The 15,070-nt window shown below is 60.5% G+C and carries 14 protein-coding genes; 6 read left to right on the top strand and 8 right to left on the bottom strand.

The window, feature by feature from the left end:
- Positions 1-79 precede the first annotated feature (79 nt).
- Genes ACIPY9_RS10945 through hutG form a run of 3 tightly spaced genes read left to right on the top strand, consistent with a single transcriptional unit; the run spans position 80 to position 3,490 of the window.
- Positions 80-1,456 carry an amino acid permease gene (locus ACIPY9_RS10945; RefSeq protein WP_400700406.1) on the top strand — a complete coding sequence of 459 codons (1,377 nt, stop codon included), beginning with the start codon at positions 80-82 and terminating at the stop codon, positions 1,454-1,456.
- A gap of 16 nt (positions 1,457-1,472) precedes the next feature.
- Complete coding sequence (gene hutI, locus ACIPY9_RS10940) at positions 1,473-2,678, top strand: imidazolonepropionase (protein ID WP_400700404.1); 1,206 nt, start codon at positions 1,473-1,475, stop codon at positions 2,676-2,678.
- 11 nt (positions 2,679-2,689) lie between these two features.
- Entirely contained in the window at positions 2,690-3,490 is an 801-nt protein-coding gene (hutG, locus tag ACIPY9_RS10935; protein WP_400700402.1) for an N-formylglutamate deformylase, read from the top strand.
- Positions 3,491-3,556: 66 nt separating this feature from the next.
- On the opposite strand, the gene ACIPY9_RS10930 is transcribed toward hutG, so the two are convergent.
- Complete coding sequence (locus ACIPY9_RS10930) at positions 3,557-5,806, bottom strand: heavy metal translocating P-type ATPase (protein ID WP_400700400.1); 2,250 nt, start codon at positions 5,804-5,806, stop codon at positions 3,557-3,559.
- 82 nt (positions 5,807-5,888) lie between these two features.
- Here ACIPY9_RS10930 and cadR point away from each other — a divergent pair, with 82 nt between their 5' ends.
- A complete protein-coding gene (gene cadR, locus ACIPY9_RS10925) occupies positions 5,889-6,335 on the top strand; it encodes a Cd(II)/Pb(II)-responsive transcriptional regulator (RefSeq protein WP_400700398.1) in 447 nt (148 codons plus the stop codon).
- 57 nt (positions 6,336-6,392) lie between these two features.
- Here the strand turns inward: cadR and ACIPY9_RS10920 are convergent, their stop codons facing one another.
- Genes ACIPY9_RS10920 through ACIPY9_RS10910 form a run of 3 tightly spaced genes read right to left on the bottom strand, consistent with a single transcriptional unit; the run spans position 6,393 to position 9,063 of the window.
- The gene (locus tag ACIPY9_RS10920) at positions 6,393-7,364 is read right to left on the bottom strand and encodes a thymidylate synthase (protein ID WP_400700396.1); all 972 of its coding nucleotides are present in this window, start codon (positions 7,362-7,364) and stop codon (positions 6,393-6,395) included.
- Between the two features lie 52 nt (positions 7,365-7,416).
- Complete coding sequence (gene lgt, locus ACIPY9_RS10915) at positions 7,417-8,229, bottom strand: prolipoprotein diacylglyceryl transferase (protein WP_400700394.1); 813 nt, start codon at positions 8,227-8,229, stop codon at positions 7,417-7,419.
- A 51-nt stretch (positions 8,230-8,280) separates the two neighbouring features.
- Positions 8,281-9,063, bottom strand: coding sequence for a sulfite exporter TauE/SafE family protein (locus ACIPY9_RS10910; protein WP_400700392.1), 783 nt, complete (start codon positions 9,061-9,063; stop codon positions 8,281-8,283).
- Positions 9,064-9,164: 101 nt separating this feature from the next.
- Between ACIPY9_RS10910 and ACIPY9_RS10905 the strand changes: the two genes are divergently transcribed.
- Positions 9,165-9,947, top strand: a complete 783-nt coding sequence (locus ACIPY9_RS10905) for an NRDE family protein (RefSeq protein WP_400700390.1) — start codon at positions 9,165-9,167, stop codon at positions 9,945-9,947.
- A gap of 29 nt (positions 9,948-9,976) precedes the next feature.
- Here ACIPY9_RS10905 and ptsP read toward each other — a convergent pair whose 3' ends face one another.
- Both ptsP and ACIPY9_RS10895 read right to left on the bottom strand, forming a co-directional pair.
- A complete protein-coding gene (ptsP, locus tag ACIPY9_RS10900; protein ID WP_400700388.1) occupies positions 9,977-12,256 on the bottom strand; it encodes a phosphoenolpyruvate--protein phosphotransferase in 2,280 nt (759 codons plus the stop codon).
- A 21-nt stretch (positions 12,257-12,277) separates the two neighbouring features.
- Positions 12,278-12,757 carry an RNA pyrophosphohydrolase gene (locus tag ACIPY9_RS10895; protein ID WP_400700387.1) on the bottom strand — a complete coding sequence of 160 codons (480 nt, stop codon included), beginning with the start codon at positions 12,755-12,757 and terminating at the stop codon, positions 12,278-12,280.
- 142 nt (positions 12,758-12,899) lie between these two features.
- Between ACIPY9_RS10895 and ACIPY9_RS10890 the strand changes: the two genes are divergently transcribed.
- Complete coding sequence (locus ACIPY9_RS10890) at positions 12,900-13,556, top strand: HAD family hydrolase (protein WP_400700385.1); 657 nt, start codon at positions 12,900-12,902, stop codon at positions 13,554-13,556.
- Between the two features lie 10 nt (positions 13,557-13,566).
- On the opposite strand, the gene ACIPY9_RS10885 is transcribed toward ACIPY9_RS10890, so the two are convergent.
- Both ACIPY9_RS10885 and ilvA read right to left on the bottom strand, forming a co-directional pair.
- Complete coding sequence (locus ACIPY9_RS10885) at positions 13,567-13,962, bottom strand: DUF2269 family protein (RefSeq protein ID WP_400700383.1); 396 nt, start codon at positions 13,960-13,962, stop codon at positions 13,567-13,569.
- Between the two features lie 136 nt (positions 13,963-14,098).
- Positions 14,099-15,070 (bottom strand): threonine ammonia-lyase, biosynthetic (gene ilvA, locus ACIPY9_RS10880; RefSeq protein ID WP_400700381.1); only part of this gene is annotated, 972 nt, incomplete at its 5' end.

The following is a 15,070-nucleotide window of genomic DNA, read 5'->3' as shown; positions in this document are numbered from 1 at the left end:
AATGGTCAATCGCTGCGGGAAGCCGAAAGCAGGTGTTCTCGCAGCTACTTGCCATATCCAGTAATGAAATGGACCGGAAATGACGTCAAAAGATGGTTTGAAACGCGGGTTATCAGCTCGCCACATTCGCTTCATGGCCCTGGGCTCTGCCATCGGCACAGGGTTGTTCTATGGCTCTGCCGCCGCGATCCAGCAAGCGGGACCTGCCGTTCTGCTGGCCTACCTGATCGGCGGTGCGGCGGTCTTCATGGTCATGCGCGCCCTTGGCGAGATGGCCGTGTATGACCCGACCTCCGGCTCGTTCAGCCACTATGCCAGCCGTTATCTCGGCCCCATGGCAGGCTTCGTGCTGGGCTGGACCTACGCCTTCGAGATGATCATCGTCTGTCTGGCGGATGTCACGGCGTTCGGGATCTACATGGGCTTCTGGTTCCCGGAAGTACCGCGCTGGATCTGGGTGCTGGGCATCGTGTTCCTGATCGGCGCGCTCAACCTGTGCAACGTCAAGGTCTTCGGCGAAACCGAATTCTGGCTGTCGTTGCTCAAGGTCGGCGCCATCGTGGCAATGATCGTGGCCGGTTTCGGCATCATGCTATTCGGCATCGGCTCATCCAGCGGTGACAGCACCATCGGTATCAGCAACCTCTGGACCCACGGCGGCTTCATGCCCAATGGCGTGGGTGGCCTGATCGCCTCGCTGGCCGTGGTGATGTTCGCCTTCGGCGGTATCGAAATCATCGGCATCACCGCGGGTGAAGCCAAGAACCCGCAACGCACGCTGCCTCAGGCCATCAATGCCGTGCCGCTGCGTATCCTGCTGTTCTACGTGCTGACCCTGTTCGTGCTGATGTCCATCTATCCATGGCCGCAGATCGGCACCCAAGGCAGCCCGTTCGTACAGATTTTCGACAATCTGGGCATTGCCTCGGCAGCCACCATTCTCAATATCGTGGTGATCTCGGCAGCCGTGTCGGCCATCAACAGTGACATCTTCGGCGCTGGCCGCATGATGTATGGCATGGCTCAGGAAGGTCAGGCTCCGGCCAGTTTTGCCCGCCTGTCGCGCCAGGGCGTGCCGTGGATGACCGTCGTGGTGATGGGCGTGACACTGCTGGCAGGCGTACTGCTCAACTACCTGATCCCGAAGAACGTCTTCCTGCTCATCGCCTCGCTGGCCACCTTCGCCACGGTCTGGGTATGGCTGATGATCCTGCTGACCCAGGTCGCGATGCGCCGCTCGATGAGCCGCGAAGAAGCCGCCCAACTGAAGTTTCCGGTGCCGTTCTGGCCTTACGGGCCAGCTGCCGCCATCGTCTTCATGCTCTTTATTTTCGGTGTACTGGGCTACTTCCCCGACAACCGGGCAGCGCTGATCGTCGGTGCTATCTGGGTCGTGTTGCTGGTCATTGCCTACTACCTGTGGATAAAACCGAGACAGACCTCAAACACCCCATAAATCCAGGAGGCCCGGGATGAGAACACTCTGGAAGAACTGTCACATCGCAAGCATGGCGCAAGGCAACTACTCGATCATCGAAGATGCCGCCATCGTGACCTCTGGAGAACTCATCCACTGGATCGGGCCTCAGGCCCGGCTTCCGGAAGCGGACTTCGCCAGCACGGTAGACCTGGGCGGTGCCTGGGTCACGCCCGGCCTTATCGATTGCCACACCCACATCGTGTTCGGTGGCAATCGCAGTGGTGAATTCGAGCAACGCCTGCAGGGCGTGAGCTATGCCGATATCGCCGCTGCGGGCGGTGGCATTGCCAGCACCGTGCGGGCGACGCGAGCGGCCAGCGAAGATGAATTGTTCGCCAGTGCCGAGCGACGTCTGAAACACCTGCTCAAGGAAGGCGTGACCACGGTGGAGATGAAGTCCGGTTACGGGCTGGATCTTCACAGCGAACGCAAGATCCTCCAGGTCATCCGACGCCTGGGCAATGCGTTGCCGGTCACTGTACGCAGTACCTGCCTGGCCGCTCATGCCCTGCCGCCGGAATACACCGATCGCGCTGACGACTACATCCAGCACATCTGCAATGAGATGCTTCCGGCCCTGGCCGCAGAAGGATTGGTCGACGCTGTGGATGCATTCTGCGAGTACCTGGCATTCTCCCCCGCACAGGTCGAACAGGTGTTCATCGCGTCCCGGCAACTTGGCCTGCCAGTGAAACTGCACGCCGAACAGCTGTCGTCACTGGGCGGCTCCAGCCTTGCCGCCCGCTACAAGGCCTTGTCGGCGGACCATCTGGAGTTCATGACCGAAGAAGACGCCATCGCCATGGCCACTGCCGGGACCGTCGCGGTGCTGCTGCCGGGCGCGTATTACTTTCTGCGCGAAACCCAGCTGCCGCCGATGGATGCCCTGCGCAAACATGGCGTGCCCATCGCCATCGCCACCGACATGAACCCCGGCACATCGCCGGGCCTGTCGCTGCGCCTGATGCTGAACATGGCCTGCACACTGTTTCGCATGACACCCGAAGAAGCGCTGGCAGGCGTCACTCTGAACGCCGCCAGGGCATTGGGCATGGACGCTACCCATGGCTCGCTGGAGGTCGGCAAGGTAGCGGACTTCGTCGCCTGGAACATCGAGCGTCCTGCCGATCTGGCCTACTGGCTGGGCGGCGACCTGGATAAACGCATCGTGCGTCACGGCGTCGAATCATCGTTCTGAAGGAGAGCCCTGTGGATAACGTTCTGACATTCAAGCGTGGCCGAGTCCCGCTGCTGATCAGCATGCCTCACGCCGGCTTGAAACTGACGCCAGCGGTCGAGGCCGGTCTGGTGGACGAAGCCTTGAGCCTGCCGGATACCGACTGGCACATCCCGCGCCTGTACGACTTCGCGGCCGAGCTGGGTGCCAGTACGCTGGCGGCCGAGTATTCGCGCTTCGTCATCGACCTCAACCGACCGTCCGACGACAAGCCCCTGTATGCCGGTGCAACGACCGGGCTGTTTCCGTCGATCCTGTTCGATGGCGTGCCGCTGTTCAAGGACGGCCAGACGCCCGATGCCAAAGAGCGTGCCCGCTACCTGCAAGAAATCTGGGTGCCTTACCACCAGACGCTGGAACAGGAGCTGCAACGCCTGCGCGACGAGTTCGGCTATGCCCTGCTGTTCGATGCCCACTCCATCCGCGGCCATATCCCTCATCTGTTCGAGGGACGCCTGCCGGACTTCAACCTGGGCACCTTCAACGGCGCCAGTTGTGACAACGAGCTGGCAGCCCGACTGGAAAGCGTGTGTGCAGCGGCCAAGGACTACAGCCATGTGCTCAACGGACGCTTCAAGGGCGGGCACATCACCCGCCATTACGGCGATCCGGCCAGCAACATCCACGCCGTCCAGTTGGAGCTGGCACAGAGCACCTACATGGAAGAGTTCGCGCCTTTCCACTACCGGCCTGATCTGGCTGCACCGACCCGGAAGGTGTTGAAGTCGTTGCTGGAGACGTTTATTGCGTGGGGGCGGGAGAGATTGGGTTGACGGCTTTCGCGAATGAATTCGCTCCTACGGAGAGCCTGTAGGAGCGGATTCATCCGCGAAAAAGCCTCACTTCTTGAGCAATCGCAACCCGTTGAACACCACCAACAGGCTCACGCCCATATCGGCAAACACGGCCATCCACATGGTCGCCATCCCCGCAAAGGTGATGCCCAGGAAGAACACCTTGGTGACCAGCGCCAGGGCAATGTTCTGCTTGAGGATGGCCGAAGCATTGCGTGACAGGCGAATGAATGCCGGGATCTTGCGCAGATCGTCGTCCATCAGGGCCACGTCGGCAGTTTCAATCGCGGTATCGGTGCCTGCTGCGGCCATGGCGAAACCGATCTCGGAGCGGGCCAGCGCTGGCGCGTCGTTGATACCGTCGCCCACCATCCCGACCCGATGCTTGCGGGCATACAGGTCTTCAATGGCCTGCAACTTATCCACAGGCAGCAGATTCCCGCGCGCCTGATCGATCCCGACCTGACCCGCAATGGCCTTGGCGGTGTGCGGATTGTCGCCGGTCAGCATCAAGGTCTTGACCCCCAGTTCATGCAACTGGGCGATGGCTTCGCGACTGCTGTCCTTGACCGTATCGGCCACCGCAAACAGTGCAAGCGGCCCCGAGGTATCGAGCAGCAGCACCACGGTCTTGCCCTGTATCTCCAGCGCATCGAGTCGGGTTTCCAGCTCCGGCGAGCACAGGCCCAGCTCTTCAACCAGCCGATGGTTGCCCAGGTGGTAAAGCTGGCCATTGATCTCGCCTTTCACACCGCGTCCCGGCAAGGCCTCGAAAGCGCTGACCTCATGCAGGCGTTGATCCTGTCCGGCCGCCTTGGCGATGGCCTGGGAAACCGGGTGATCGGAACGAGCGGCCAGACTCGCGGCAATGGCCGGTGCGCTGTCCGCAACGGTCACGTCCAGCGGCAGATAGTCGGTCTGCACCGGCTTGCCGTGGGTGAGGGTGCCGGTCTTGTCGAGGGCCAGGTAATCGAGCTTCTCGCCCATTTCCAGGTAGACGCCCCCCTTGATCAGAATGCCTTTACGCGCCGCAGCAGCCAGACCGCTGACAATGGTCACCGGTGTAGAAATCACCAGCGCACAAGGGCACGCCACTACCAACAGCACCAGCGCCCGGTAGATCCAGTCAAACCAGGCTCCGCCCAGAAACAACGGTGCAACCAGCGCCACGGCCAGTGCGGTGAGGAACACCAGCGGGGTGTAGATCCGTGAAAAGCTGTCGACGAAACGCTGAGTCGGCGCCCGTGAACCCTGTGCCGCTTCCACGGCATGAATGATCCGCGCCAGAGTGGAATGACTCGCCGCAGCTGTCACACGGTACTCCAGCGAGCCAGACTGGTTGATGGTGCCGGCAAAGACCTTGTCGCCCACGGTCTTTTCCACCGGCAGGCTCTCGCCGGTAATCGGGGCTTGATCAATGGTCGAATCCCCCGACACCACCTCACCATCCAGACCGACACGCTCTCCGGGCTTGATACGCACGATAGCGCCCAGCTCGACACGCTTGACGTCGGTTTCAACCCAACTTCCATCGCTCTGCCTGACAGTCGCCATGTCCGGCGTCAACTGCATCAGACCGCTGATGGCGTTTCGGGCGCGGTCCAGAGACTTGGCCTCGATCAGTTCGGCCACCGTGAACAGAAACATCACCATGGCCGCTTCAGGCCATTGACCGATCAGGACCGCACCCGTCACCGCGATGCTCATCAGGGCATTGATATTGAGGTTGAAGTTCTTGAGGGCGATCCAGCCCTTCTTGTAGGTCGCCAGACCGCAACTGAAGATCGAGATCAGGGCCAGCAGCGCCACGACCCAGGTGGGGCCCAGCTCGGCGAAATGGACGACTTCCGCCCCCAACGCCATCACCCCGGACAATGCCAGAGGCCACCAGGGCTTTTTCTGGGCAGGCACGGCAGGCGTATCCTGATCCGCCCCCTCTTCCAGCGGTTCGGCCTGCATGCCCAGCGACCCGATGGCTTCACGAATCGGATCGGTACCGGGCAGCTCATGCCAGACACCGAGGATGCGGTTGATCAGGTTGAACTCCAGCTTGTGCACGCCGGACATCTTGCCCAACTTGTTCTGGATCAGCGTCTGTTCGGTCGGGCAGTCCATCTGCTCGATGCGGAAGCGACTCAAACGTCCGCCGGCTGCAGGTGCTTCGCTGAACGTCGCTGCGCTGTTGGCAGCCGCTGACGCACAACCGCTGGAACAACAGGAAGAAGCAGGCTCGGGTTTCTTGAGCCCGCGCTCGTCGTGGTCGTGCTTTGGAGAAATGTCTGTCATCTGGCCCATGGGTCCGCTCCAGGATCTACTTGTTGCCAAGTGAACACCCTGTAGCCACTATAGGGTCAAGCGCTCAAACGAGATGAAACACATGAAGATCGGCGAACTGGCAAAGTTGACGGACTCTCAAGTCGAAACCATCCGTTATTACGAACGCGAAGGCCTGCTGCCTGCACCGGCCCGTAGCGACGGTAATTACCGGTTGTACACCCAGGCTCACGTGGAACGGCTGTCGTTCATCCGCAACTGCCGCAGCCTGGACATGACGCTGGAAGAAATCCGCAGCCTGCTCAGGCTACGCGACAGTCCGCAGGACCAGTGCGAAAGCGTCAATGCATTGATCGACGAGCATATTGAACACGTCAACGCCCGCATCGCCAGCCTGCAAGCCTTGCAGGAGCAGCTATTGGACCTGCGTCGACGTTGCGGCGATGGAAGACCGGACCACTGCGGAATTCTGGAGCGGCTGGAGATGACTGGTGCCGTGGCAACCCTTGAGGGCGAACCCTCGCATGTGGGCAAGAGTCATGGGCATTGAAGCGTTCGCGAATGAATTCGCTCCTACCGTAGGAGCGAATTCATTCGCGAAGAAGACTCACACCGCCATCGGCGCTGTCATCGCCGGGTGGTGTTCATACCCTTCCAGGGAGAAATCGGAAGGCTCGATCAGTTCCAGCCACTCGGGCTGATAGACGCCGGTCTTGGCGAACTCGGGCACGCGGTCTGAAATCACCAGTTTCGGCATCGGGAACGGCTCACGGGTGAGCTGTTCGTTGAGCATGTCCAGGTGGTTCTCGTAAACGTGGGCATCACCGATGAAATAGGTGAACCAGCGTGGCGTGTAACCGGTCAGGCGGCCGATCAGGCTCAGCAACGCAGCGCCTTCGGTCAGGTTGAACGGTGTCCCGAGCCCCAGGTCGTTGGAGCGGATGTACAGCGTCAGCGAGATTTCGCGGGTCTGCGGGTTCGGGTGCAACTGGTAGAGCAGGTGGCAAGGCGGCAGGGCCATCTCGTCGAGCTGCGCGCAGTTCCAGCCGTGGAACAGGATGCGGCGGCTGCCCGGGTCCTTGATGATGGTGTCGACACACTGGCGAATCTGGTCGATGGCCTTGTACAGCACCACAAAGCTTTCGCCATCCTCTTCGGACTCGGCAATCTGCTTGTAGCCCTGACTGACCGCCAGCTCGATCGCCGCCGCATTGCCGGTTTCAATGCGCTTGTAGGCAGGCCATTTACGCCATTGCACGCCGTAGATCTCGCCCAGATCGTCCTCGCCCTTGCGGAACGGGTTGTTCAGCCACTGGGCGTTTTCATTGGCGTTCTGATCCCAGACCTTGCAGCCCAGCTCGCGAAACTCCGCCGCGTTGCTCACGCCACGCAGGAAACCGACCATCTCACCGATGGCCGACTTGAAGGCCATGCGCCGGGTCGTGATCGCCGGGAAGCCTTCCTGCAGGTCATAACGCAGCATCGCGCCGGGAAAGCTGATGGTGTTGACCCCGGTACGGTTGGATTGCAAGGTCCCGTGCTTGATCACATGGGCGACTAATTCCAGATATTGCTTCATAAATTACCTGCATCGGTGAACCCGCCGGGCAATCTCACCCGGCGTTTCAGTATTAAGCCGCAGTCTTGGCAGCCAGATCGCGCTTCTTGTAGGCCAGCCAGATCATGGCCATACCGGCGATGATCATCGGCAGACTGAGAATCTGCCCCATGGTGACCCAGCCCCACGCCAGATAGCCGAGCTGCGCATCCGGAACCCGGACGAATTCGACCACGAAACGGAAAATCCCGTAGAACATCGCAAACATGCCGGAAATCGCCATGGTCGGGCGCGGCTTGCGTGCATAAAGGTTGAGAATGATGAACAGTGCCACGCCTTCAAGGGCGAACTGATACAACTGCGACGGATGACGCGCCAGTTGCGCCGGGTCGCTGAACGGCGGGAAAACCATGGCCCATGGCACATCGCTTGGCTTGCCCCACAGCTCGGCGTTGATGAAGTTGCCGATACGCCCGGCACCCAGACCGATCGGCACCAGCGGGGCCACGAAGTCCATCAACTGGAAGAAGGTCTTGCCGTTGCGTCTGCCGAACCACCAGGCCGCCAGCATCACGCCGACAAAACCGCCGTGGAAGGCCATGCCGCCTTTCCACACTTCAAAGATCAGCAGCGGATTGGCGAGATAGGCCGGCAGATCGTAGAACAGCACATAACCCAGACGTCCGCCGACGATGACACCCATGGCCAGCCAGAAGATCAGGTCGGAGAGTTTTTCCTTGGTCCAGGTCGGATCGAAGGCGTTCAGGCGACGCGAGGCGAGCAACCATGCCCCGCCAATGCCGACCAGATACATCAATCCGTACCAGTGAATTTGCAGCGGGCCGAGCGATACGGCAACCGGGTCAATCTGCGGGTAAGGCAGCATTGCGACTCCTCAATTGAAACGCCCTTGCAGGCGATTGAATCCGAAAAACGGCTAGATCAGGAAACTGGTACCGACGCACAGCAGCAACGCCGCGAACAGTCGTTTCAGCAGGCGTGGCGACAGCTTGTGTGCCAGCCGGGCACCGAAGCGCGCAAAAAACATACTGGTAACGGCGATGCCCAGTAACGCAGGCAAGTAAACGAACCCCAGACTATGCGGTGGCAACAGGGGATCGTGCCAGCCCAGAATCATGAAACTTATTGCACTTGCCACGGCAATCGGAAAACCGCAGGCCGCCGAAGTGGCCACGGCCTGCTGCATCGAGACACTGCGCCAGGTCAGGAACGGCACGGTCAACGAACCACCGCCGATCCCGAAGATCGCCGAAGCCCAGCCAATCACCACGCCAGCGGCTGTCAGGCCGGGCTTTCCGGGTACGTCACGACTGGCCTTGGGCTTGAGGTCCAGCGCCATCTGCAGCGCAACCGCCAGCGCAAAGACACCAATGATCTTCTGCAGGTAAGGCCCGGCAATGTAACTGGCCGTCAATGAACCCAGACCGGCGCCCACCAGAATACCTACCGTCAGCCATGCAAAGATCGGCCAGCGCACCGCACCCACGCTGTGATGGGCGCGAACGGAGTTGATCGACGTGAAGACAATAGTCGCCAGAGAAGTCCCGACCGCCAGGTGAGTCAGCACCGAAGCGTCGAAACCTTGCAGGCCGAAACTGAATACCAGCACCGGAACGATAATGATGCCGCCGCCGACGCCAAACAGGCCGGCCAGCACACCCGCACAGGCACCCAATGCCAGATAGACCAGAAATTCCATGGGAGCCCCCAAAATCAGTCCGGCATGTTACCGGAGCACGGCGTGATGCTCTAGCGGTGGGCGATGGATGAATCGTAGAGTGTCCGAAAAAGGAGTACCGCATGTGTCTGATCGTATTCGCCTGGCGCCCTTCCCATCCGCAGCCACTGATCGTGGCGGCCAACCGTGACGAGTTCTATGCCCGCCCCACCCTGCCGCTGGCACAGTGGCCGGATCATCCGACAGTCCATGCCGGGCGCGACCTGGAGGCCGGTGGCACCTGGATGGGAATCGGTGCTGATGGACGCTTTGCGGCCCTGACCAATGTCCGCGACCCGAATCAGCCGTTGGGTCTGCGATCCAGAGGCGAACTGGTTGCGCAGTTTCTCAAGGGGGAGCAATCGCTGGAGGACTATCTGGCCGAAACCGTCAGCCGGGCAGGCGAATACACGGGCTTCAACCTGTTGGTGGGAGATGCAGGGCGACTTTATTACCTCAATTCGCGAAACCCGCAGCCCATGCCGGTGAGCGAAGGTGTCCATGGCCTTTCCAATGCCGGTCTGGATACGCCCTGGCCAAAGGTGCGCAAGGCCACGGCAGCCTTGCAGGCACAACTGGATGACCCGCAGCCTTCTGCGCTGTTGCACCTGTTACAGGATGCCGACCCCGCTCCCGAGGCCGAACTGCCCGATACCGGCGTAGGACTGGCGACTGAAACCCTGCTGTCCAGCCTCTTCATTGCCAGCCCCAACTACGGAACGCGGGCCAGCACGGTGCTGATCGTCAATGCCGATGGCAGCCGACAGCTGATCGAACACAGTTTCGGACCATATGGCGCAAGATTGGGAGAGATGGAGATACTTGTAGGAGCGAATCGGGCGGCGTTCCGCTCATTCGCGAAATGATGCTTTCGCGAATGAATTCGCTCCTACGCTTAATGCCCTTTGACTGAACCTGGATTGATCATCCGGGACAGCCCCAGGTTGCGCAGAGCCAGTTGCAGCGAGCTGCTGATCACTTGCGGGTTATCGTTATTCATCAACTGGGCCAGCAGTTCCTTGGCCTTGCTCAGGTTGATCTGGCGCAGCATCCACTTCACTTTCGGCAGGTTGGTGGCGTTCATCGACAGGCTGTCGAAACCCATCGCCATCAACAGAACCGCAGCCGCCGGGTCACCTGCCATTTCGCCACAGATGCTGACGGGCTTGCCTTCGGCATGAGCATCACGCACGACCGTCTGCAAGGCCTGCAATACGGCCGGGTGCAGGTAGTCGTAGAGGTCCGCGACGCGCGGGTTGTTACGGTCAACCGCCAACAGGTATTGGGTCAGGTCGTTGGAGCCCACCGACAGGAAGTCCACCTGACGGGCCAGGTCCCGGGTCTGATAGACGGCCGCCGGGATCTCGATCATGACGCCGACTGGCGGCATCGGCACATCGGTACCTTCGTCACGCACCTCACCCCACGCACGGTGGATCAGGTGCAAGGCCTCTTCCACTTCATGGGTGCTGGAAATCATCGGCAACAGAATGCGCAGGTTATTCAGGCCTTCACTGGCCTTGAGCATGGCGCGGGTCTGTACCAGGAAGATTTCCGGGTGGTCGAGAGTCACGCGAATGCCTCGCCAGCCCAGGAACGGGTTCTCTTCCTTGATCGGGAAGTAGGACAACGCCTTGTCGCCACCGATGTCCAGACTGCGCATGGTCACCGGCAGTGGGTGGAAAGCCGCCAGTTGTTCACGGTAAATGGCCAGCTGTTCCTTTTCGCTCGGAAAGCGCTGGTTGATCATGAACGGCACTTCGGTGCGATACAGCCCTACACCTTCGGCACCACGCTGCTGGGCGCGGGCGACATCGGCCAGAAGACCGGTGTTGACCCACAGCGGCATGCGATGCCCGTCCAGCGTCACGCAAGGCAGCTCACGCAGGGCATCGAGCCCCTGGGACAGTTGGCGTTCTTCTTCCACCACCTTGGCGAACTGCTGACGCACGATATCGCTGGGGTTGGTGAAGACTTCGCCGTGGTAGCCATCGACGATCAGGTCGATGCCATCGACCTTGGAATAAGGGAAGTCCACCAGGCCCATGACAGTGGGAATGCCCATGGCCCGCGCCAGAATCGCGACATGGGAGTTGCCCGAGCCCAGTACGGACACCAGGCCGACCAGCTTGCCTTCCGGCACCTCACCGAGCATTGCCGGCGACAGCTCTTCGCTGACCAGAATGGTGTTATCGGGGTAGACCAACGCCTGCTGGCGGGCTTCCTGGAGATAGCCCAACAGACGACGACCGAGATCCTTGACGTCGGAGGCCCGCTCACGCAGGTAGTCGTCGTCCATCAGCTCAAAACGTTTGACGTGCTCGTTCACCACCGTGCGCAGGGCACCTTGCGCCCACTGGCCGGTCTTGATGATGTTGGTCACTTCGCTGCCCAGCGAGGCATCGTCGAGCATCATCAGGTAAACATCGAACAGCGCCAGCTCTTCCGGACGCAGTTGCGTCGCGAGCTTCGCCGACAGGGTACGCATGTCATTGCGCACGCCCTCCAGCGCATTCTGGAACAGGGTCAGTTCGGCATCGATATCGCTGACGGCCTTGTCGGGCACGACTTCCAGATCGGCAGGTGGCAGCATGACCACCGCGACACCAACCGCAGCGCCGGGCGAGCCCGCCACGCCGACGAACTTGGCTTCCTGAATACCCTTGCCCTGACGCCCCAGACCGCGGATCGAGCCCGTGGCTTCAGCGTGGGCGATAACGCCTGCCAGTTGGGCGCTCATGGTGACGAGGAAGGCTTCTTCCCCTTCATCGAACTGACGCCGCTCCTTTTGCTGGATCACCAACACGCCCACCACACGACGGTGGTGAATGATCGGCGCGCCGAGGAAAGAGGCATAACGCTCTTCACCGGTTTCGGCAAAGTAGCGATAACGAGGGTGATCGGCGGCGTTTTCGAGGTTCAGCGGCTCTTCGCGAGTACCGACCAGACCCACGAGGCCTTCGTTCGGCGCCATGCTGACCTTGCCGATGGAACGCTTGTTCAGACCTTCGGAAGCCATCAGCACAAAGCGGTTGGCTTCAGGATCGAGCAGGTAGACCGAGCAGACCTGGCTGCCCATGGCCTCCTTGACGCGTAACACAATAATGCCCAACGCCGCCTTGAGATCCTTGGCGGAGTTAACTTCCTGGACGATCTTGCGCAGCGTATTGAGCATGGCTCGGGGTCGAACTCCGTGTCAGTCGCGCGCTAAAAGGCGCGGGGCAAGCTCTTTGAGTGCGCGCCGATACACCTCGCGCTTGAATGTCACCACCTGGCCTAACGGGTACCAATAGCTGACCCAGCGCCAGCCATCGAACTCCGGTTTACCGGTCAAATCCATCCGCACCCGCTGCTCGTTGGAGATCAGGCGCAGGAGAAACCATTTCTGTTTTTGCCCGATACATAGCGGTTGGCTATGAGTACGGACCAGTCGTTGTGGCAGACGATAGCGCAACCAGCCCCGAGTACAGGCAAGAATTTGCACATCCTGTCGTTCAAGCCCGACTTCTTCATTCAACTCACGGTAAAGCGCGTCTTCCGGCGTCTCCTGTGGGTTGATCCCACCTTGAGGAAACTGCCAGGCATCTTGGTTAATACGCCGAGCCCATAGGACCTGACCAGCATCGTTTGTCAGAATAATCCCGACATTAGGACGGAAACCATCGGGGTCGATCACGGCAACAACCTCGCAAACGCATGTCGTCGCATTGTTCCACAAAGGCGATCAAAGCAGCAACGAGCCTTAGCACCTTATGTGAAGTCTTGTGAAAACCTCGTATTCTTGTGCTCTTTTTTCAGTTATTTCAGCGAGTAACCCCATGCGTCTGGCTTTATTCGACCTCGACAACACACTTCTGGGCGGCGACAGCGATCATGCATGGGGCGATTACCTGTGCGAACGCGGCATTCTCGATCCCGTGGCCTACAAAACGCGGAACGACGCCTTTTATGACGACTACCTGGCTGGCACCCTCAATCTGACCGACTACCTGAATTTCAGCCTTGAAATCCTGGGGCGGACAGAGAGGGCCCAGCTCGATGAGTGGCATCGCGACTTCATGCGTGACTGCATCGAACCTATCGTACTGCCCAAAGCACTGGAGCTGATCGCCAGACACCGCGACGCAGGTGACAAACTGGTGGTCATAACCGCCACCAACCGCTTCGTGACAGGCCCCATCGTCGCCCGTCTGGGGATCGACACCCTGCTGGCGACCGAGTGCGAACAGGTCGACGGACGCTACAGTGGCCGTACGACAGGTATACCCTGTTTCCGTGAAGGCAAGGTGACCCGGCTCAATGATTGGCTGGAAGAGAACGCGTTCAGTCTGGAAGACAGCTATTTCTACAGTGACTCGATGAACGACCTGCCATTGCTGGAGCAGGTGACCCATCCCGTCGCCGTGGACCCTGATCCGAAACTGCGTGCAGAAGCCGAAAAACGCGGCTGGCCGGTCATTTCACTGCGCGGATAAACGCAGCGTCTCAAGCCGGTCTGAACAGCATCAGACCGGCAATCGCGACAAAACAGGCGACACTGAAAATCGCCAGTACCAGCATGAACCTCGAATTGCCCGCCTTGCGAGCCAGTCGGCTCAGCAACCAGAACCCACTGAAAAGCCCCAGGACGTAGAGCACGCTACTGGCCAATACCCACGTCTGCCCCAGTGACAACCCCAGCAGATGCACCAGCCACCAGCCGCTGAAGGGCAGGATCGCCAGGCACAGGACCATTAGCAGCCAGACGAACAAGGCCGGACGCTGCAAGAGGCGATCATGAATGCGTCCCTTGATGACCCATCCCGCCAGCCCAAAGGCGCTTAGCAGCAATAAAGTGATCGCGGCGACATGCAGGGTTTTCAGTGCTGTAACGTATTCCACGTGAAGACATTCCTCGCAGGCGAAGCCTTATTGAGCCTAGCACCGTAGGAGCGAATTCATTCGCGAAGAGCCGGTACATTCGACACATATCTGTCGTTTGAAATGCTGCTTTCGCGAATGAATTCGCTCCTACGGGTTAGCCCAGGAACAGTTTGTAGGCCGGGTTCTGGCTCTCGTCCCAGTACGGGTAGCCGATTTCGTCCAGCGCCGCGCCCACCAGATGCCGCTCTTCTTCCGGCACCACCAGCCCGGCCACTACCCGGCCATCAGCCGCGCCGTGGTTGCGGTAGTGGAACATCGAGATGGTCCAGCGCCCGCCCAGCTTGTCGAGGAAGTTGAACAGCGCGCCCGGCCGCTCCGGGAACTCGAAGCGCAGCACCACTTCGTCGCTGACCCGTTCCGAATGCCCGCCGACCATGTGCCGGATGTGCAGCTTGGCCAGTTCGTTATCGGTCAGGTCCAGCACCGGGAACCCCTGATCCGTCAGGCTGGCGAGCAGGGCGCTGCGCGGGTCGTTTTCCGGGTGGGTCTGCACGCCGACGAAAATGTGGGCTTCGCGGTCGGTGTGGTAGCGGTAGTTGAATTCGGTGATCTGACGCTTGCCGATGGCCTGGCAGAACGCCTTGAAGCTGCCCGGCTGCTCGGGAATGGTCACGGCGATGATGGCTTCGCGGCCTTCGCCCAGTTCGGCGCGCTCGGCTACGTGGCGCAGGCGGTCGAAATTGACGTTGGCACCCGAATCGATGGCCACCAGGGTCTGGCCGCTGATGCCGCGCTGCTCGACGTATTTCTTGATGCCCGCCACGCCCAGAGCCCCCGCCGGTTCGGTGATGGAGCGGGTGTCGTCGTAAATGTCCTTGATGGCCGCACAGATTTCGTCGGTGCTAACGGTGATCACTTCATCGACGTACTGGCGGCAGACCTCAAAGGTGTGCTGGCCGATCTGTGCCACCGCCACGCCGTCGGCAAACAGCCCGACCTGATTCAGCACCACCCGCTCACCGGCCGCCATCGCGGCTTGCAGGCAGTTGGAGTCGTCCGGTTCGACGCCGATGACCTTGATCTCCGGGCGCAGGTATTTGACGTAGGCCGCGATGCCCGCAATCAG

This window comes from Pseudomonas sp. NPDC089734 (assembly GCF_044748865.1).
GTDB lineage: Bacteria > Pseudomonadota > Gammaproteobacteria > Pseudomonadales > Pseudomonadaceae > Aquipseudomonas.
Note: the sequence above shows the minus strand (reverse complement) of the source record. Positions and strands in the feature narration are given on the sequence as shown.